Here is a 20,321-nt window from a genome sequence, read left to right as displayed (position 1 = left end):
ACTACCTTTGCACTCGCAATCGGGAAACAACGATAGCAAACAGGTTTGATTCGCTAGCTCAGCAGGTAGAGCACAACACTTTTAATGTTGGGGTCTTGGGTTCGAGCCCCAAGCGGATCACTCGGAAAAAGCGATTATCTCAAAAAGATAATCGCTTTTCCCGTTTTTATGGATTATTGGTCAAATCTCAATTTCCAAATCCTTCTTCAGTCTTGCCACAGCCTTGTCCGCATTTCCGTTCTCTTCGTTTAACAGAGTCACAAACCGGCTTCCTATGATGCAGCCTGCGGCGTGTGATGCTGCGGCCTTGTATGTCTGTCGATTGGATATGCCGAAACCTATCATGCGCGGGTTGCGGAGGTTCATGTCTTCTATTCGTTTGAAGTATTCCTGTTTTTGAGTATCGAAATCCTTCTGTGCTCCGGTTACGGCAGCCGAAGATACCATGTATATAAATCCTTCTGTATTCTCGTCGATAAGGCGGATTCTTTCTTCCGATGTTTCGGGAGTGATGAGCATTATAACTTTGACGCCGTACTTCTCGGCAACGGGTTTTACGGACTGCATGTACTCGGCGAAAGGCAGGTCGGGGATGATTACTCCGTCAATTCCCGTACGGTGGCAGCTCTCGAAAAACGAGTCTGTTCCGTATTGCATTATCGGATTGAGATAACCCATAAGAATGAGAGGTATGCTTACAGTGTTGCGGATGCTTTCCAGTTGCGCGAACAGGCCGGTCAGTGTCACGCCGTTGCGGAGCGCCTGGCAGGATGCATTCTGTATCGCCGGACCGTCGGCGAGAGGGTCGCTGAAGGGTATTCCTATCTCAATCATCTCCACTCCGTTCTTTTCGAGCGAGGTTATAACTTCTGCTGTATTGTCGGCTTTAGGTGCGCCTGCACAGAAATAGATTGAGAGGATGTCATGTTTCTTGTTGCTGAAGAGTTCGTTTATTCTGTCCATAGTTGTATCTGTTTTTATAGTGTCCTTAATTGTTTGATAAATTCGCCGATTGCTTCGGTATCTTTCAGTCCCGGAGCTGTCTCGAAACCGCTGTTGATGTCTATTCCGGCAAACGACGGATGGCGGAATGATGAAATCTGCTTTAGGCTTTCCGGTCTTATTCCACCGCTGAGCAGGAATGGAGTCTTGCCGTGATAGCTTTCGGTAAGAGTCCAGTCGAATGTCTTTCCTGAACCGCCGTAGGCTGTGCAGGGAGTGTCGAAGAGATAGTATCGGCACAGTCCGTCGTATGGTGCTGTTACTGTGTCGGCATTGTAGGTTTTTAGAGAGAAGGCTTTTATTATGTCTATGCCTTTGCTTCGTATGGCTCTGCATTGCTCGGGCGATTCATTTCCGTGTAGCTGCACGATGTCGAGCCCGAATTCCTTTACCTTATATAATATATAGTCCGTATCGCTGTTTACGAACACTCCGACTCGGAGCGATGAAGCCGGCATGTATTCCGGCACTGCATCTGCAAAACGCGGAGAGGAAGGGTGGAAGATGAAACCTGTCATGTCCGGTTTCAGTTTGTCCAATGCTCTTATATTTTCGGCATATTTCATGCCGCATACTTTTATAATCATTTTGTGTATTTATTAATTATGTATTGTCAGCCTGTAATCTCCATTTGCTTTTCGGGCTTAATCAGAATGGAATCTTTGGAGTCTTATTTTAGAAGATTCTCTTTTGGAGTTGGCGGAACACGTTCGTGTTACGCCCGTTGCACGTCCGTGTTCCGCGCGTGACACGTTCGTGTTCCACCCGTTACACGTACGTGTTACGCTTTCTGCGTCGAAGCGTTTTATTGTTTTGTAGCCGTTTCCAGTTCTTCTATGAGCGTTCTCAGTGCGCCGGCCGGTTCTGTAGTCTTCATGAATGATTCTCCCATGAGGAATCCGTTGTAGCCGGCCTGTCGGAGTTTGATGATTGTTTCTGCCCCTGAGATGCCGCTCTCCGATATGTGCGGTATTCCCTTCGGAAGCCTTTCGGCAAGGCGGAATGAGTTTTCCACATCGGTGTGGAAACTGCCGAGATTCCGGTTGTTCACTCCTATGAGGTCGATGCACTCCGTCGCATATACCAGTTCGTCTTCCGAATGTATTTCCAATAATACTTCCAGTCCTAAACTGTGTGTCATTTCTGCGAGGTGTTTGCATTCGTCCTTTTCAAGTGCGGCAGCTATCAACAGTATCGCATCAGCCTGAATGGCTGCGGATTGTAATATCTGATATTCCGATATGATGAAGTCCTTTCTCAGGATAGGGGTGGATGGGGCTGAAAGGTGGGCTTTGAGGAGGTCACCTTCGCTGCCTCCAAAGAAATCGGTGTCTGTCAGGACTGACAGTCCTGCAGCTCCGGCTTCGGCATATCCTCCGGTTATCAGCCGGATATTGGCTTCGCGGTTTATCCAGCCCTTTGAGGGAGAACGTCTTTTGAATTCTGATATTATTCCGGTGGGGGATGACATTATCGAACGGCTGAGGCTTAAAGGTTCTCTTGTTTCACGCATGGCTATTATGGCTTCAAGTTGCTTCATGCTTACAGCTTCCATCTGCCTGCTGATTTCCTTGCGCTTGTTGGCTATTATCTGTGTGAGAATATCTTCTTTCATACTGGTGGAGTGATTATTGGTTTATCTCGATGAATTTCTTGAGTGTCTGCATCGCGCGTCCGCTTTCGAGCGATTCGCGTGCCTTGGCTACACATTCCTCTATCGGCAGTTGCGGCTCTATGGCCTGTATGGCGAATGATGCGTTTATCAGTACGCATTCTGTCTGTGTCTTTGTGGCGCGGTTGTCCAGTACATTGTCGAAAATCTCTGCTGCCTCGCGGATGGTGTTTCCTCCGTAGAGTTCTTCGCGGCGTGCTATGGTGAAACCTATGTCGGAAGGTTTGCAGATGGTTTCATAGCGGTTGGTCATTACCTTGAACTCGTCGGTGAGGGATATTTCGTCGTATCCGTCGAGATTGTTTACTACTGCGAAACCTATTCCGAGGCGTTGCAGTGTGTTGGTATATAGACGCATCAGTGTAAGGTCGGCCACTCCGAGCAACTGATATTCCGGGATGCAGGGATTTACGAGAGGCCCGAGCAGGTTGAAGATGCTTCTTACTCCAAGTTCCTTTCTTACGGATGCCACGGTCTTCATAGCCGGATTGAAGAGAGGTGCGTGCATATATACCATTCCGCATTCTTCCATCGACTTTCTCAGACGGGAATTGTCGTTGGTGAATTTCACTCCGTGTTCCTCCATTACGTTGCTTGCTCCGCTCACGGAAGTACTGCCGTAGTTGCCGTGTTTGGCTACCTTGTATCCGGCTCCTGCCACTACGAAGCAGGCGCATGTGGAGATATTGAATGTGTTCTTGCCGTCGCCTCCCGTGCCTACTATGTCTATCGGTCTGTATTCGCTCAAATCTACATTGACACGTGTGCTGAGGAGTGCTTCGCGGAAGCCTATCAGTTCTTCTACTGTTATACCCTTCATCTGGAAGACCGTGAGGAGTGATGCTATCTGGGTGTTGTTGTATTTCTCTCCCGTTATGTTTTTCATGAGCGAACATGCTTCCTCGCGTGTTAGTTCCTCATGATTGAATAGTCGTTTAAGTATTTCTTTCATTGTAGCAGCTTTTTTAAATTAATAATTCCCAATCCAGTTCTCAATCATTTTCTTTCCGTCGGGAGTAAGTACCGATTCCGGGTGGAACTGAATGCCACGTACATCGTATTCTTTGTGTCGGATTGCCATTATGTAGCCTTCCGCGCTGACGGCTGTCACTTCCAGACAGTCTGGGAGAGAATCGCTGTCTACTACCCATGAATGGTATCTTCCTACGGGGATTTCTTCAGGCAGACCGCTGAAGATATAATCATCGGCTGTGATGCGGATTTTGCTCTGTATGCCGTGATATACTTCTTTCAGATTTACCAGTTTTCCTCCGAACACTTCGCCTATGGCCTGTTCGCCAAGGCATACACCGAGGATAGGTTTGCGGCCGGAATAGGTGCGTATAACGTCGAGAAGGAGTCCTGCCTCTTCGGGTATTCCCGGGCCGGGGGAGAGGAGTATCTTGTCGAACTCCTCGAGTTCTTCCATACTGAAACAGTCGTTTCTGAGTACTGTAACTTCTGCGCCAAGTTCCTTTACGAGGTGGCTGAGGTTGTATGTAAATGAGTCGTAGTTGTCAATGATTACTATTTTCATTTTGTTTAGTTTTTGTTTTATAATTTCTCTGCCAGTTCGATGGCTTTTCTCAGTGCTCCGAGCTTGTTGTTTACTTCCTGCAGCTCGTTTTCTACATTGCTTTTTGCTACTATGCCGCCTCCTGCCTGAAACCAAAGCTCGTTGTTGCGGCTTACAAATGTACGAATTGTTATAGCTTGATTAATGTTTTTTCCGTCTAAACTGATGAAACCTATACATCCTCCGTACACGCCACGGTTGTGTGGTTCGTACTTGCTGATAAGCTGCATAGCCATTACTTTTGGTGCCCCGCTCAGTGTTCCTGCCGGGAAGGTGTCGATGAATGTACTTACGGCATCGGCTCCGGCATTTACTTTTCCGCTCACACGGCTTACGAGGTGTATCACATGACTGTAGTATTGAGGCTCCTTGTAGAAATCCACTTTTACATCGTGGCAGTTGCGGCTCAGGTCGTTTCTTGCCAGATCCACCAGCATGACGTGTTCTGCATTCTCCTTTGGGTCGGCAAGCAGGGTTTCGGCTGCTTTGCGGTCGGCCTCCTTGCTGCCTGTCCTTTTGATGGTTCCTGCTATCGGGTCGATGCTTGCGATGCCGTCCTCAATCTTGCAATGAGTTTCAGGTGACGAACCGAAGATTCTGAATCCGCCGAAATCGAAGTAGAACAGATATGGCGACGGGTTTATGCTTCTCAAGGCACGGTAGAGTTTGAAGTCGTCGCCTTCGTATTTCTGTATGAACCGTCTTGACATTACTATCTGGAATACGTCGCCCCTCATGCAGTGGCTTATACCGCGGCGTATGTTCTCGCGATGTTCGTCGTCTGTCAGTGTGCTGGTGGTTTCTCCTACAGCCCTGAACTCGTATGCTGTGAAGTTGCGGTTGTTTATGGCTTTTTCTATCTCGTCTATATGGCTCGGTTCACCTGGTGATTGCAGTTCGAGCAATACCATCTCGCTTTTGAATCCGTGGAAAACGATAAGGTATTTATATAATATGTATAAAATCTCCGGCGCGTCGTTCTTTTCGTCGATACTGTCCTGAACGTCTATGTTTTCGAAATAGCGGACAGCATTGAAAGTAGTGTAGCCATATACTCCACAGTATGATGAGTATTCACCTTCTATCCCGAAATGTCCGAGGAAGGTATTAATGACATCTTCCACGCTTTCTTTACCTTTAACAGAAGTTTCTTCTGTAGTTCCGTCCGGGTAGGTTGCGATGGCCTTCCCGTGGTTGACACTTATGCTTGCTATCGGGTTGAGGCCGATGAAGGACTTGTTGTTTTCTGTTCCGTGATAGTCCGAACTCTCCATCAGTACACTCTGAGGGAAAAGGTCGCGCACTTTCAGGTATGTGCTTACCGGGGTATGTAGGTCGCCCAGTATTGATTTGTGAATGGTGGTGTATTTGTATTTTGTATTCATTTTTTGATAATTTAAATTAATAATTGGGAGTTGTTAGTTTTTAGTTCTTTGTTGTTAGAACCATGCGGATGAAAACTAATAACTAAAAACTAACAACTTTTACATTTCAAATAAGTTTCAATATCCTTATCACCTCTTCCCGACACTGTAAGTACAACAATATCTGTAGGCTTGAAGTTCATTTTTTCTAAAGCTCCCAGGGCATGTGCCGATTCAAGAGCCGGTATTATTCCTTCTAGAAGTGTAAGTTCATAAGCAGCCTTGATTGCTTCGTCATCGTTTATAGCCAAAACTGTAGCGCGATGTTCTTTGGCAAGATTGGCGTGCATAGGACCTATTCCAGGATAGTCCAGACCGGCAGAGATGGAATAAGGTTCGAGAATCTGTCCGTTGGCATCCTGCATAACCAGAGTCTTGAATCCATGTATGATACCGATTTTGCCCAATTGGATTGTGGCAGCCGACATACCGCTGTTCAGTCCCATACCGCCTGCTTCGGCAAGTACTATTTTCACTCTCTCATCGTTCAAGTAGTGGAATATCGTTCCTGCAGCATTGCTTCCACCGCCTACACATGCCATCAGATAATCAGGGTAATCGCGTCCTTCGTGTTCCATGAGCTGCTTCTTGATTTCTTCGCTGATGACGGACTGAAGTCTTGCCACCATGTCAGGATAGGGGTGAGGGCCTACAGTAGAGCCTATCACGTAGTAAGTGTCAGAAGGATGACAGCACCAGTCACGTATGGCTTCGTTTGTGGCATCCTTAAGAGTCATATTGCCGGAAGTTACCGGACATACAGTTGCTCCGAGCATCTTCATTCGTTCCACGTTCACGTGCTGGCGTTCAACGTCTGTTTTTCCCATATACACTACGCATTCCATACCCATCAGCGCGCATACCGTGGCTGTAGCTACACCGTGTTGGCCTGCTCCCGTTTCAGCAATGATTCTGGTTTTTCCCATACGTTTTGCAAGCAGAACCTGACCTATAGCATTGTTGATTTTGTGAGCTCCAGTGTGGTTCAGGTCCTCTCTTTTCAGATAAATCTTGCATCCGTATTTTTCGGACAGGCGTTTGGCAAGATATAGTGGAGAAGGACGTCCCACATAGTCTTTCAACAACTGTGCATATTCTTTCTTGAATCCTTCGTCCTCAAGAACTTTTGAATATGCTTCCTGTAGTTCGCTTACGCATCTGTGCAGTATTTCGGGGATATATGCTCCGCCGAATTCTCCGTAATAACCTTTTTCGTTTACTTGATAAGATTTCATATCGATAATGTTTTAATTGTTTTTGAAAATGCAAAAAAAGCAGAACGGGCTGCCGTAAAGTACGACAGCCCGTTCTGCTTTTAATATTCCTAATATCTTTTAATTTGGTATATACACGCGACTGATGCCCTTACGACTTTGGGAGTTGTAAGTGGCGCCACCAGAAGAATGTATTTACCATTGAATTTGTCATAAATGTTATTTTATTTCTTGTTTCTGCGGCAAATGTATGCATTATTTTTTATAATCCAAATATTTGACCGGTTTTTTATCGAAAATATTTCACTTTGACTCCCACATTCTTAGAGTCAGCTCCCATTGGCGGATTTTCTTTGAATATGATTATCTCTATGCTTTTGATGGTTGGAAAGTCATCGAACAGACGTTTTGAAATTCTGTAGGCTAAGTGTTCAAGGAGTTTTACCGGTATATTCATTTCTTCCTTTACAGCCTCGTGTACTTCCGCATAATTGATTGTACCTTCAAGATTGTCGGTAGCAGCAGCTTCGCTGAAGTCTGTTTCCAGATTCAGGCTGACCTTATACTCTGCACCTACGATATTTTCTTGTGGGAGTACACCGTGATATGAGTAGAATTTCATCTCGTTAAGGATGATGTTCATGGATTGGGCTTTCATATACGATATTATTTTAAAAGAAAAGGCGAAGAATCTGTTTTTACGCATATATTCTTCGCCTTAGGTTTGTCATTTATGTTTTAAGTATATTATCCGCATCTTGAAGAACCGCAAGTAGTACAGATCAGGCAACCTTCCTGATATACTAATGTCTCGTTTCCGCAGTTAGGGCATTTCATACCTTTTGCTTCAGTTCCGTCCTGTACATATTTCTTCAGGGCACGTTCAACACCGACTTTCCATGTGTTGATATTTTCGCTGTCAAGTTGCAGTGAACCTACAAGTTTGATAACCTGTTCGATAGGCATTCTCCAGCGCAAGACACCTGAAATAAGTTTTGCATAGTTCCAGTACTCTTTGTTGAAACGTTCTGAAAGTCCTTCAACAGTCATCTTGTAACCGCGCTTGTTTTCGAACTGGAAGTCATAGCGCTTGTTTCCGTTTTCATCGATATTCTTGATGATTTTACCGCAAGTTACAGACTTAGGAAGTACTATACCTTCCTCATCATCCTGAAGACCGGTAAAGATTTCGTATGGATGTCCGTCAAGCAATCCTACGAATGCCACCCATTTCTCTTTATTGTTCTGGAAGCGTACCACGTCTGCTTCAAGTACTTTTGGTCTTACCTCTACAACTTCAGGATGCTTACATGCGCATTCCTTCTCTAATTCCTTACGTTTTTCTTCTTTGTCAGTCTTTTGTGTAGATACAAGTACTCCGGCACGTGAACCGTCACGGTAAACAGTACATCCCTTACATCCTGAACGCCATGCTTCAACATATAGTTTGTTGACCAACTCTTCATCAACCGAATTCGGTAAATTAATGGTTACGCTGATTGAATGGTCAACCCATTTTTGTATGCGTCCCTGCATTTTTACCTTCATAAGCCAGTCTACATCGTTTGAAGTGGCTTTATAGTAAGGAGATTTGGCTACCAACTCGTCAATTTCTTCTTGAGTATAGTTCTTGGTAGTATCGAATCCATTGATTTTCATCCATGTAAGGAACTTGTGATGGAATACGATGTATTCTTCAAATGCATCACCGGTTTCATCAACAAAGTCTATTCTGACATTTTCATCGTTAGGATTTACTTTGCGGCGTCTTTTATATACAGGCATGAATACAGGTTCTATTCCGGATGTAGTCTGAGTCATAAGACTTGTTGTACCTGTAGGAGCAATAGTCAGACAGGCAATATTTCTACGTCCGTATTTTACCATCTCTTCGTAAAGTGCAGGGTCGGCTTCCTTGATACGGTTTACGAATGGATTGTCTTTTTCTCTTTCGCTGTCGTATATTTCAAAAGCACCGCGTTCTTTTGCCATAATAACTGACGAACGGTATGCTTCGATAGCAATAGTTTTGTGTACTTTTTCAGAGAACTCAGTAGCTTCTTCGGTGCCATATCTCAGTCCCATAGCTGCCAGCATATCTCCTTCGGCTGTAATACCTACTCCTGTACGTCTTCCAAGACCTGATTTTCTGTAAATCTTTTCCCAAAGATGGCGTTCTGTATTTTTAACCTCATCATTTTCAGGGTCAGAGTCAATCTTTTCAAGGATAAGTCCAATCTTTTCCAGCTCAAGGTCGATGATGTCGTCCATTATTCTCTGAGCATATCTTACGTGTTTCTTGAACAGGTCAAAATCGAAATATGCATCCTTTGTGAATGGATTTACCACGTATGAGTAAAGATTGATAGCCAGCAAACGGCAAGAATCGTATGGACACAATGGAATCTCACCGCATGGGTTTGTAGATACTGTTCTGAATCCAAGGTCTGCATAGCAGTCAGGAACAGATTCTCTCAAGATTGTATCCCAGAACAGGACGCCCGGTTCTGCTGATTTCCATGCATTGTGTACGATTTTTCTCCAAAGTTCGTTTGCATTGATTTCCTTAACGAACTGTGGCTTATCAGAATCAATAGGGAATTTCTGTACATAAGGTCTGTTTTCTACAGCTGCCTGCATGAACTCATCATCAAGTTTTACGGAAACATTAGCTCCGGTAACCTTACCTTCAGTCATCTTTGCATCAATGAAAGATTCAGAATCAGGATGTTTGATTGATACGCTCAGCATAAGAGCACCTCTACGTCCGTCCTGTGCAACTTCTCTTGTAGAGTTTGAATAACGTTCCATGAATGGAACGAGACCTGTAGATGTAAGGGCTGAGTTTTTAACAGGTGAGCCTTTCGGACGAATATGTGAAAGGTCGTGACCTACACCGCCTCTGCGTTTCATAAGCTGTACCTGTTCTTCGTCGATACGGATGATTGCACCATATGAATCGGCTTTTCCGTCGAGTCCGATAACAAAGCAGTTTGATAAAGAAGCAACCTGATATTCGTTTCCGATACCGGTCATAGGACTGCCCTGAGGAACGATGTATCTGAAGTGGTCGAACAAATCAAACAATTCCTGCGAAGTCATGCTGTTAGGATAGTTCGCTTCTATTCTTGCCACTTCATTGGCAAGACGCCAATGCATGTCCCTTGGGGATTTTTCATAGATGTTTCCAAACGAATCTTTCACCGCATATTTGTTTACCCAAACACGCGCAGCAAGTTCGTCCCCGTTGAAATACTCTAATGAAGCTTCGTATGCTTCATTGTAGCTGTAAACTTTTTTTTCCACGATATTATAATGAATAAGTTTGTTTTTTTTTGTAGGTTGTGCAAAGCTATCAATGTTTTCTTAATGAACAAAGAAAAAACAAGTAAAGTTATCAATAAATTTTGAAAGTTTTCCATTTCTACTTGTTAATGTCTTGATTCTTAGATTGATATTGATTTTATGATTCTGCAAAGTTTTACTTTTTGTCAAACTTGCGTTCTACGTATTTAATATTAGATTGATAAAAAAATATGATGTCTTGTTTTTTTATATTATCTTTGTCGATAAAGGAATTAATAAAAGTTTAACTATGGATTCTATAAAAAATCGCAGAACTATACGCAAGTATAAACAGCAGGATATTCCTGAAAATTTACTGAACTCCCTGCTTGAAGAGGCTTCAAGAGCTGCTACAATGGGAAATATGCAATTGTACAGTGTCGTAGTGACAAGAAGTGAGGAAATGAAATCTAAATTATCGCCAATACACTTCAATCAGCCTATGGTGAAGAATGCGCCGGTGGTTTTGACTTTCTGTGCCGATTTCAACCGTTTCAGTCTGTGGTGTAAGCAGAGAAAGGCTGAGCCAGGCTACGACAATTTTCTGTCGTTCATGAATGCAGTTTCAGATACATTGCTCTTTACACAGAATTTCTGTACGTTGGCTGAGGAGGCCGGCTTGGGAACTTGTTATCTTGGAACTACAATCTATAATCCGGGACCGATTATTGAATTGTTGAAGTTGCCGAAATTAGTTGTTCCAGTAGCGACTATAACAGTCGGTTATCCTGATGAAATGCCAACGCAACCGGACAGATTGCCATTAAAAGGAATTGTTCACAATGAAGTATATTCTCAATACTCAGAGAAAGATATTGATGATATTTACGAATATAAAGAATCATTACCTGAAAATAAGAACTTTGTAGAGATTAATAACACGGAAACATTGGCTCAGATATTTACCGATATAAGATATAAAAAGGCTGATAATGAGTTTATGTCTTCCGGTTTGATAAAAATATTGAAGGAACAAGGATTCTTCTGATTGGGATATCTGTCTTGCAGAATGCTTAGTTCACTATATGTTTATTTGATGTCAAACACTATTCGAATGTTGTTTAAATACCATTTAAATGCCATTTAAATATCATTTGAAGAACTTGATTTATTATAAAAAGAAAAGACTGCCCAATTTCCTTGAGGCAGTCTTTCCTTTATATGAAAACTTGACTGTTATGTTTCCTTTGTATATTATACAATACCCTGAGCCATCATAGCTTTAGCGACTTTCATAAAGCCGGCTACGTTTGCACCCTTCACGTAGTTGATGTATCCGTCCTGTTCTTTACCGTACTGTACACAAGCCTCGTGGATATTCTTCATGATGCTCTTAAGTTTTTCGTCAACTTCTTCTGCACTCCAGCTCAACTTGATTGAGTTCTGAGTCATTTCAAGACCTGATACTGATACACCACCTGCATTTGCAGCCTTACCCGGAGCATAAAGAATCTTAGCATCCTGGAATACGCGGATAGCTTCCGGAGTAGAAGGCATGTTTGCACCTTCAGATACAGCGAATACACCGTTTGCGATAAGTGCTTTTGCATCGTCACCGTTGATTTCGTTCTGAGTAGCTGATGGAAGAGCGATGTCAGCTTTTTCATTCCATGGACGTGCACCTGCAACGTATTTGCAACCATATTTTTCTGCATATTCACGGATACGTCCACGGTACAAGTTTTTCAATTCCATGATATAGTCGAGTTTTTCGCGGTCGATACCGTCCGGATCGTAGATGTAACCGTCAGAATCTGACATTGTAACAACTTTTGCACCCAACTGGATAAGCTTTTCAACTGTGTATTGTGCTACGTTTCCTGAACCTGATACAAGGCAAGTCTTACCTGCAATGTCGATATTACGTGTCTTAAGCATTTCAAGAAGGAAGTAAATATTTCCATAACCTGTAGCTTCAGGACGGATAAGTGAACCACCGAATTCACGGCCTTTACCTGTAAGTACACCTGTAAATTCGTGAGCCAGTTTCTTGTACATACCGAACATGTAGCCAACTTCACGTCCACCTACACCTATATCACCAGCAGGAACATCTGTTTCAGGACCGATGTGACGCCATAATTCAAGCATGAATGCCTGGCAGAAACGCATTACTTCAGCATTTGACTTTCCACGTGGAGAGAAGTCTGAACCACCTTTACCACCACCCATAGGAAGTGTTGTAAGAGAGTTTTTGAATGTCTGCTCGAAAGCAAGGAATTTAAGAATAGAAAGATTTACTGAAGAGTGGAAACGGATACCGCCTTTGTAAGGGCCGATAACGTTGTTGTGCTGAACACGATAACCCATGTTAGTCTGGATGTTACCTTTATCGTCCATCCATGTTACGCGGAACTGATATACTCTGTCTGGAATACAAAGACGTTCGATGAGGTTTACTTTGTCGAATTCAGGGTGTTTGTTGTATTCTTCTTCGATTGTTCCCAAAACTTCTTCTACTGCCTGATGGTATTCAGGTTCATTAGGAAATCTTCTCTTAAGATCCTCCAAAACTTTAGCTGCATTCATAATCTTTACCTTAAAATTAATTGGTTGTTACTATTTGTTGTTTTTTGTCTCTCTTGTAGATGATGCAAAAATATATCAAAGAATTGGTTTATGCAACATTTTGATTAAAAAAAATAAGAAAAATATCTTTTTTATACTTTTAATGCATAAAATGTGTTGAAATGCTTATTTCTTACGGCTATTGATTGACTTACCAATAGGTATGAAAACAAGTGCTCCGGATATTATTATTGTGACAATTAGTGGACCATCTATTTTAGGTGAAGAGGTGATGACCACAAAACAGAGTGCGGCCCAGAATAATGTGAGCAGAACGCATTGTGTGTTGGTGAGTGGCTTTCGCATGGTGAAGTGTGTTTTTGTAATGTGTTTATAATAAGACGAGTTGGCAAGATTTATAGTCCTAAACGTAAACCTTGTCAACTCGTCAAATTAAAACTTCGTCATATTATAATCAGCATCCTTTTTTCTTTTTGTCGACTATAGCATCAATACAAGCAATAGCTGTGATGTTCACTATATCGCGCACTGAACTTTCGATGTCGGTGAAGTGGATAGGTTTGTTCAATCCCATCTGGATAGGGCCTATGACTTCTGTTTCACTCATGTTCTGTATGAGCTGGTAAGTTGAGTTCGCTGAGCTTAGGTTAGGGAATACCAGTGTATTTACCTGCTTGCCTAACAGTTTTGTGAACGGATATTTTTCATCGCGCAATTCGTCATTAAGAGCGAATTTTACTTGCATTTCACCATCGATAGCCAATTCAGGATAGTTCTTGTGCATGTAGGCTACAGCTTCGTGTACTTTTGCTGGACTTCCTTCCTGATCTGAACCGAAGTTTGAATATGAAAGCATAGCCATTACCGGTTCATGGTTGAAGAAACGTACTGACTTGGCAGACAGACGTGCTATATCTATCAATGTATCTGTGTCAGGATGACGGTTAATTAAAGTGTCTGCAATGAAATATGTACCTTTTTTTGAGTTAAGAATGTGCATGGTTCCGAAGTGCTTGTAGCCTTCCTGTATGCCGATTACTTCCTTGGCAACTTTGATAGTGTTGCTGTATTTTGTGTACAGACCGGTGATGAATGCGTCTGCTTCGCCTGTCTCGACCATCATCATACCGAAGTAGTTGCGTTCGAACATCTTATCGTTTGCTTCTGCAAAGTTGGCTCCCTCGCGTGCGCGTTTTTCGCAAAGTATGCGTGCGTATCTTTCTCTTCTTTCAGCTTCGCTGTCGTGGCGGAGGTTGATGATTTCTATACCTTCAAGGCTGAGGTCAAGCTCTTTGGCAAGTTTCTGTATTCTTTCAGTGTTTCCTAAAAGGATAGGGTTACAGATGCCTTCTGCTTTGGATTCTACTGCGGCTCTAAGCATGTTAGGGTGAATACCTTCCGCGAATACAACTCTCTGAGGGCAACTGCGTGCTGTTTCATATAGTTTGCGTGTAAGTTTGTTTTCCTGGCCCATGAGTTCAAGAAGATGATTCTTGTATTCATTCCAGTCAGTAATTTCCTTACGTGCAACACCGGAAGCTATTGCAGCTTTGGCTACTGCCATTGATACTTCTGTAATCAGTCGTGGGTCTACCGGTTTTGGTATGAAGTATTCAGGACCGAAAGAAAGATTGTTTACGTGGTAGGCTTCGTTTACTACATCAGGAACAGGTTTCTTTGCCAAATCAGCAATGGCATGTACGGCAGCCAGTTTCATTTCTTCGTTTATGGCTTTGGCACGTGTGTCCAATGCTCCACGGAAAATGTATGGGAAGCCGATTACATTATTAATCTGGTTTGGATAGTCGGAACGTCCTGTAGACATCAAAACGTCAGGACGCGCACTCACGGCGTCTTCGTATGAAATTTCAGGAGTTGGATTTGCAAGTGCAAATACTATAGGGTTTGCAGCCATGCTGCGTACCATGTCCTGAGTAAGGACGTTACCTTTTGAAAGACCGAGGAATACATCTGCTCCCTTGATAGCTTCTTCCAGGGTGTGTACGTCACGGCGGTCTGTTGCAAAGAACTTCTTGCTCTCTGTCAGATTTGGACGGTCGCTCGTGATAACTCCCTTACTGTCAAGCATAAGGATGTTTTCTTTTCGTGCTCCTAATGCTATGTACAGTTTTGTACATGATGTAGCCGATGCTCCGGCACCGTTTACTACAATCTTGACATCTTCTATTTTCTTGCCGGCAACTTCAAGTGCATTCAAAAGACCGGCGCTTGATATGATAGCAGTTCCGTGCTGGTCGTCGTGCATTACGGGAATGTCAAGTTCAGCCTTAAGTCTGTTTTCTATTTCAAAACATTCAGGAGCTTTGATATCTTCAAGGTTGATACCTCCGAAAGTTGGTGCTATTGCTTTAACGGCCTCGATGAATTTTTCAGGATCCTTTTCGTTTACTTCAATGTCGAATACATCGATTCCTGCATATATCTTGAAAAGAAGTCCTTTACCTTCCATAACCGGTTTGCCGCTCATGGCACCTATATCGCCTAATCCCAATACGGCTGTTCCGTTTGAGATAACTGCTACCAGGTTACCTTTGGCTGTATAGTCGTATGCTGTTTCCTGGTTTTTCTGGATTTCCAGACATGGTTCCGCTACTCCAGGCGAGTAGGCTAATGACAAGTCGCGTTGTGTCTGGTATGGCTTGGTTGGAATAACCTCTATTTTCCCCGGTTTGCCCTGTGAGTGATAAAGCAGGGCGGCTTCTTTTGTTATCTTTACCATAAGTTATTACATTTTGTTGTTATTTGTTTGCTAAGATGCGCAAATGTATGAATAAAAATCTAATATATGCTTCATTTGTCATTAAAATCTCTAAATTGTTTTTTCTTTTTCTGAAATTGTTTCTTCATAAACTCTTCTTTTTTGTCTAATAATCATATTCAGTAGTACAATTTTAATATCGTCAGATTTATTGGTTATTCTTAGTTAATTGTTAATTTTAGATAGTCTGAATTTTATATCTTTGCACGTGTGTTTTTGATTATAATAGTTAGCGAACTAATGTATTTGGAAAATATATAATAATTTTATATGAAAATGAGCGTGAAAAGTAAATTGAATTTTAGCAATGGCCGTGTAGCCATAGCTATGTTGGGTGTTTCTATTCTTACTGCTTGTGGCGGTGGTCAGGGCGGTATGAAAATGGGTGACAATGAGTTTGCTGTTATGACAACAGCCTATACTTCAAGTCATCAGACAAAAACTTATCCTGCTACAATAAAGGGACTTCAGGATATTGAAATTCGTCCACAAGTATCAGGTTTTATCGTAAAACTTTGTGTTGATGAAGGAGCTACAGTCAAACGTGGACAGGCATTGTTTCAAATAGATCCTACACAGTATAAGGCTGCATATGATCAGACTAAAGCTGGAGTAGAAGCTGCAAAAGCCAGTCTTGAAACTGTGACTTCAACTCTTGAGAACAAGAAAATGCTTCATGAACAAAAAATCATCAGTGATTTTGAGTATCAGACAGCTATGAATAATCTGCTTTCTGCAAAAGCTAATTATTCACAAGCCGAAGCTGCATATACTGCAGCAAAACAGAATCTGGATTTCTGTACTGTTACAAGTCCGTCTGATGGTGTTATCGGAACTTTCCCATACAGGGTTGGTAGTCTTGTAAGTCCTTCAGTACAACAGCCTTTGACTACTGTTTCACAAATAGGTGATATGTATGTGTATTTCTCAATGACAGAGAAACAGTTGCTGGAAATGACAAAATCTGAACAATCACTGAAGGATCAGCTTGCTGCTATGCCTGAAGTGAAACTTCAATTGGCTGATGGCTCTATTTATGAATCAGCAGGAAAGATTGATGCTGTAAGCGGTGTTATTGACCAGACTACAGGTTCTGTAAGTATGCGTGCAATATTCCCTAACAGTAAAAATATTTTGCGAAGCGGTGGAACTGCAAATATCATCTTCCCTTATGAAATGCAGGATATTATTTTGATACCACAGTATGCAACACAGGAAATACAGGATAAGAAATTTGTTTATGTATTGCAGCCGGACAGCACTTTGAAGCATACTGAAATTCAGATCTCAAATCTTAGCGATGGAAAGAATTATATCGTGACAGGCGGTTTGAAGGCCGGCGGTCAGATTGTGGTTGAAGGTGTTCAGATCTTGACTGACGGACAGAAGATTGTACCTATTACAACTGCCGAGAAGGAAGCAAAGTATCAGAAACATTTGCAGGACCAGCGTGACGGTAATATACAGACTGCCTTCAATTAATTGCATATCTTGGTCAGAAACAGATGTATCAATCTTATTTAATGAGATTTTAAAAAGAATAAAAGAATGAAACTAGATAAATTTATTAATCGTCCGGTACTGTCAACGGTGATTTCTATCTTGATGGTTATCTTGGGTGTTATAGGTTTGGCAACTTTGCCTATTACTCAGTATCCGGATATCGCACCACCTACAGTGTCCGTAAGGGCCACTTATACGGGTGCCAGTGCTTCTGCCGTATTGAATTCTGTCATCGCTCCTTTGGAGGAACAGATAAACGGTGTTGAAAGCATGATGTATATTCAATCAAATGCCACTAATACAGGTTCTGCTGATATCAGTGTTTACTTCAAACAGGGAACTGACCCTGATATGGCGGCTGTCAATGTACAGAACCGTGTGTCAATGGCTCAAGGTTTGCTGCCTGCTGAAGTTACACAGATTGGTGTTACAACACAGAAGCGCCAGAACTCAATGTTGATGGTTTTCTCTCTTTACGATGAGACTGACGAATATAATGTAGAGTTTATTGAAAACTATGCCAACATTAACATCGTGCCTGAAATCAAGCGTGTAAACGGTGTGGGTGATGCCAATGTGTTGGGTATGGACTACTCTATGCGTATTTGGTTGAAGCCTGATATCATGGCACAATATAAACTTGTACCTTCCGATATCTCTGCTGTTCTTGCTGAACAGAACATCGAGGCTGCACCGGGACAGTTTGGTGAACGCGGAAACCAGACATTCCAATATACTATTAAGTATAAAGGACGTTTGCAGAAAGCAGAGGAATTTGAGAACATCGTTGTAAAGGCATTGCCTGACGGTGAAATCTTACGTTTGGGTGATATCGCAGAAATAGAACTTGGTCGTCTGGCTTATACATTTAATAATAGGGTTAACGGACATAAGGCTGTATCTTGTATTGTTTATCAGATGGCCGGAACAAATGCAACACAGACTATTGCTGATTTGGAAAAGACACTTGCGAAGGCACAGGAATCACTTCCTACAGGTCTGAAAATAAATATTGCCCAGAATGCCAACGACTTCCTCTATGCTTCAATACACGAAGTAATCAAGACCTTGATTGAGGCATTCGTACTTGTGTTTATCGTGGTTTATGTGTTCTTGCAGGATATGCGTTCAACACTTATTCCGGCGATTGCAATTCCGGTTGCTTTGATTGCAACATTCTTCGTCTTGAAACTTATCGGATTTAGTGTCAATTTGCTTACTCTTTCTGCCATGGTGTTGGCTATTGCCATAGTGGTGGACGATGCCATAGTGGTGGTTGAAGGTGTACACGCTAAACTTGACCAGGGATATAAGTCGGCAAGAGAGGCTTCAATTGATGCCATGAGTGAACTTGGTGGAGCTATCGTGTCTATTACACTGGTCATGATGTCAGTGTTTATCCCTGTTAGTTTCATGGGTGGTACTGCCGGTACATTCTATCGTCAGTTCGGTTTGACAATGGCTATCTCAATTGGTTTCTCTGCATTGAATGCGTTGACTCTGTCACCAGCATTGTGTGCTTTATTCTTGAAACCTCACAAGGCTGAACATGGCGAGAAGAAGATGTCTATGATAGACCGTTTCCATACATCCTTCAATGCTGCATACGATTCTTTGTTGAGCAGTTATAAGAAGCGTGTTGTATTCTTTATACATAAGAAATGGTTCTCTATGGGACTGGTAGCTGTTTCTATAGTATTATTGGTATTCTTCATGAACACTACTCCTACAGGAATGGTGCCTACAGAAGATACAGGTACTATTATGGGTGCAGTGACACTTCCTCCTGGTACATCACAGGAACGCGCGATGGAAATCATGGATAAGGTTGATAGTCTGATTGCCGCAGAACCTGCTGTAAGTTCAAGAACTATTGTTTCCGGTTTCGGATTTATCGGTGGACAGGGTCCTTCATACGGTTCTGTGATTATCAAACTTAAAGACTGGGAAGAACGTTCTTTGATGCAAAACTCAAGTGTAGTAGTAGGAACATTGTTCATGCGTGCACAAAAAATCATTAAGGATGCCCAGGTATTGTTCTTTACACCGCCTATGATTCCTGGATATTCGGCTTCAAGTGATATCGAGTTGAACATGCTTGATAGAACTGGTGGTGACTTGAACAAGTTCAATGATGTAGTACATAGCTATATGGACGCATTGAAGCAACGTCCGGAAATCAACTCTGCACAGACTACATTTAACCCAAGTTTCCCACAATACATGATGGATATTGATGCTGCTGCATGTAAGAAAGCAGGTATAAGTCCAAGGGATATTTTGGTCACTATGCAGGGATATTTCGGAGGTTTGTATGCTTCAAACTTCAACAGTTTCGGTAAGATGTACCGTGTAATGATACAGGCATCTCCGGAAGCTACGAAGAATATGGAATCATTGAACCGTATAAAAATCCGTAATGGAAACGAGATGGCTCCTATTACTCAGTTTGTATCTTTGAAGAAAATATACGGACCTGACGTAATCAGCCGTTTCAACCTTTATACTTCTATTAAGGTGATGGTTGCACCTGCATCAGGTTATACTTCAGGTCAGGCACTCCAGACTATTGCCGAGGTTGCCAAGGAAAACCTTCCTACAGGTTTCGGTTACGAGCTTGGAGGTATGGCCCGTGAGGAAGCCGAAACCAGTGGTGGTACAACTGCCATTATCTTCGTTCTGTGTTTCGTCTTTGTATATTTGCTGTTGAGTGCTCAGTATGAAAGTTACATATTGCCATTGGCCGTATTGCTTTCAGTTCCTGCCGGTTTGCTCGGTAGCTTCTTGTTCGTAAACGGTTTCAGTGCTTTGGGTAGCATACCGGCATTAAAGATGATAATTGGTACAATGTCAAACGACATCTATATGCAGATTGCTCTTATCATGCTTATGGGATTGTTGGCTAAGAATGCAATCCTTATCGTTGAGTTCGCCCTCGACCGCCGTAAGCAGGGTATGGGTATTGCATGGGCGGCTGTGCTTGGTGCTTCTGCCCGTCTGCGTCCTATCCTTATGACATCACTTGCAATGATTGTCGGACTTATCCCGTTGATGCTTGCTGTTGGTGTAGGTGCACATGGTAACCGTACACTTGGTGCTTCAGCCATTGGTGGTATGTTGGTAGGTATGATATTCCAGATATTCATTGTTCCGGTATTGTTCGTAATATTCCAGTGGCTTCAGGAGAAATTCAAGCCAATCGAATGGGATAGCTTGGATGAAAGCGAAGTGGAAGCTGAAATTGAACAATATTCTCATACTAAATAATTAAGACTAT

The 20,321-nt window shown here is 42.5% G+C and carries 15 protein-coding genes and 1 tRNA gene; 4 read left to right on the top strand and 12 right to left on the bottom strand.

What is annotated here, in order from left to right:
- Positions 1-47 precede the first annotated feature (47 nt).
- Positions 48-120 (top strand) — tRNA-Lys (locus QZ379_RS01765).
- Positions 121-180: 60 nt separating this feature from the next.
- On the opposite strand, the gene trpA is transcribed toward QZ379_RS01765, so the two are convergent.
- The 9 genes from trpA to QZ379_RS01720 all read right to left on the bottom strand — a co-directional run bounded on the left by trpA (position 181) and on the right by QZ379_RS01720 (position 10,194).
- Entirely contained in the window at positions 181-963 is a 783-nt protein-coding gene (gene trpA, locus QZ379_RS01760) for a tryptophan synthase subunit alpha (protein WP_291557610.1), read from the bottom strand.
- Between the two features lie 14 nt (positions 964-977).
- Positions 978-1,589, bottom strand: a complete 612-nt coding sequence (locus QZ379_RS01755; protein WP_291557607.1) for a phosphoribosylanthranilate isomerase — start codon at positions 1,587-1,589, stop codon at positions 978-980.
- Between the two features lie 218 nt (positions 1,590-1,807).
- On the bottom strand, positions 1,808-2,617 hold the full coding sequence (gene trpC / locus QZ379_RS01750; protein WP_291557604.1) for an indole-3-glycerol phosphate synthase TrpC: 810 nt from the start codon (positions 2,615-2,617) through the stop codon (positions 1,808-1,810).
- A gap of 13 nt (positions 2,618-2,630) precedes the next feature.
- The gene (trpD, locus tag QZ379_RS01745) at positions 2,631-3,626 is read right to left on the bottom strand and encodes an anthranilate phosphoribosyltransferase (RefSeq protein ID WP_291557601.1); all 996 of its coding nucleotides are present in this window, start codon (positions 3,624-3,626) and stop codon (positions 2,631-2,633) included.
- Between the two features lie 18 nt (positions 3,627-3,644).
- Entirely contained in the window at positions 3,645-4,211 is a 567-nt protein-coding gene (locus QZ379_RS01740; protein ID WP_291557598.1) for an aminodeoxychorismate/anthranilate synthase component II, read from the bottom strand.
- 17 nt (positions 4,212-4,228) lie between these two features.
- The gene (locus tag QZ379_RS01735) at positions 4,229-5,635 is read right to left on the bottom strand and encodes an anthranilate synthase component I family protein (RefSeq protein WP_291557595.1); all 1,407 of its coding nucleotides are present in this window, start codon (positions 5,633-5,635) and stop codon (positions 4,229-4,231) included.
- Positions 5,636-5,724: 89 nt separating this feature from the next.
- Positions 5,725-6,909 (bottom strand): tryptophan synthase subunit beta, encoded by a 1,185-nt coding sequence (gene trpB, locus QZ379_RS01730; RefSeq protein WP_291557592.1) that lies wholly within the window; start codon positions 6,907-6,909, stop codon positions 5,725-5,727.
- 268 nt (positions 6,910-7,177) lie between these two features.
- Positions 7,178-7,546 (bottom strand): dihydroneopterin aldolase, encoded by a 369-nt coding sequence (gene folB / locus QZ379_RS01725; protein WP_291557589.1) that lies wholly within the window; start codon positions 7,544-7,546, stop codon positions 7,178-7,180.
- 89 nt (positions 7,547-7,635) lie between these two features.
- Positions 7,636-10,194 (bottom strand): adenosylcobalamin-dependent ribonucleoside-diphosphate reductase, encoded by a 2,559-nt coding sequence (locus tag QZ379_RS01720; RefSeq protein ID WP_291557585.1) that lies wholly within the window; start codon positions 10,192-10,194, stop codon positions 7,636-7,638.
- A 289-nt stretch (positions 10,195-10,483) separates the two neighbouring features.
- On the opposite strand from QZ379_RS01720, the gene QZ379_RS01715 reads away from it, so the two are divergent.
- A complete protein-coding gene (locus QZ379_RS01715) occupies positions 10,484-11,221 on the top strand; it encodes an NADPH-dependent oxidoreductase (RefSeq protein ID WP_291557582.1) in 738 nt (245 codons plus the stop codon).
- A gap of 206 nt (positions 11,222-11,427) precedes the next feature.
- Here the strand turns inward: QZ379_RS01715 and QZ379_RS01710 are convergent, their stop codons facing one another.
- The 3 genes from QZ379_RS01710 to QZ379_RS01700 form a co-directional block, all read right to left on the bottom strand.
- Positions 11,428-12,762 carry an NADP-specific glutamate dehydrogenase gene (locus QZ379_RS01710; RefSeq protein WP_291557579.1) on the bottom strand — a complete coding sequence of 445 codons (1,335 nt, stop codon included), beginning with the start codon at positions 12,760-12,762 and terminating at the stop codon, positions 11,428-11,430.
- A gap of 165 nt (positions 12,763-12,927) precedes the next feature.
- Positions 12,928-13,107: a hypothetical protein gene (locus QZ379_RS01705; protein ID WP_291557575.1), complete on the bottom strand. Its 180-nt coding sequence runs from the start codon at positions 13,105-13,107 to the stop codon at positions 12,928-12,930.
- A 109-nt stretch (positions 13,108-13,216) separates the two neighbouring features.
- Entirely contained in the window at positions 13,217-15,502 is a 2,286-nt protein-coding gene (locus QZ379_RS01700) for an NADP-dependent malic enzyme (protein WP_291557571.1), read from the bottom strand.
- A 309-nt stretch (positions 15,503-15,811) separates the two neighbouring features.
- On the opposite strand from QZ379_RS01700, the gene QZ379_RS01695 reads away from it, so the two are divergent.
- Both QZ379_RS01695 and QZ379_RS01690 read left to right on the top strand, forming a co-directional pair.
- Positions 15,812-17,023, top strand: coding sequence for an efflux RND transporter periplasmic adaptor subunit (locus QZ379_RS01695; protein WP_291557568.1), 1,212 nt, complete (start codon positions 15,812-15,814; stop codon positions 17,021-17,023).
- 66 nt (positions 17,024-17,089) lie between these two features.
- On the top strand, positions 17,090-20,311 hold the full coding sequence (locus QZ379_RS01690) for an efflux RND transporter permease subunit (protein ID WP_291557565.1): 3,222 nt from the start codon (positions 17,090-17,092) through the stop codon (positions 20,309-20,311).
- Positions 20,312-20,321 lie beyond the last annotated feature (10 nt).

This window comes from Bacteroides sp., assembly GCF_019417265.1.
Taxonomy (GTDB): Bacteria; Bacteroidota; Bacteroidia; order Bacteroidales; family Bacteroidaceae; genus Phocaeicola.
The sequence above is the reverse complement of the archived record's forward strand: the minus strand, read 5'-3'. Positions and strand labels throughout refer to the sequence as shown.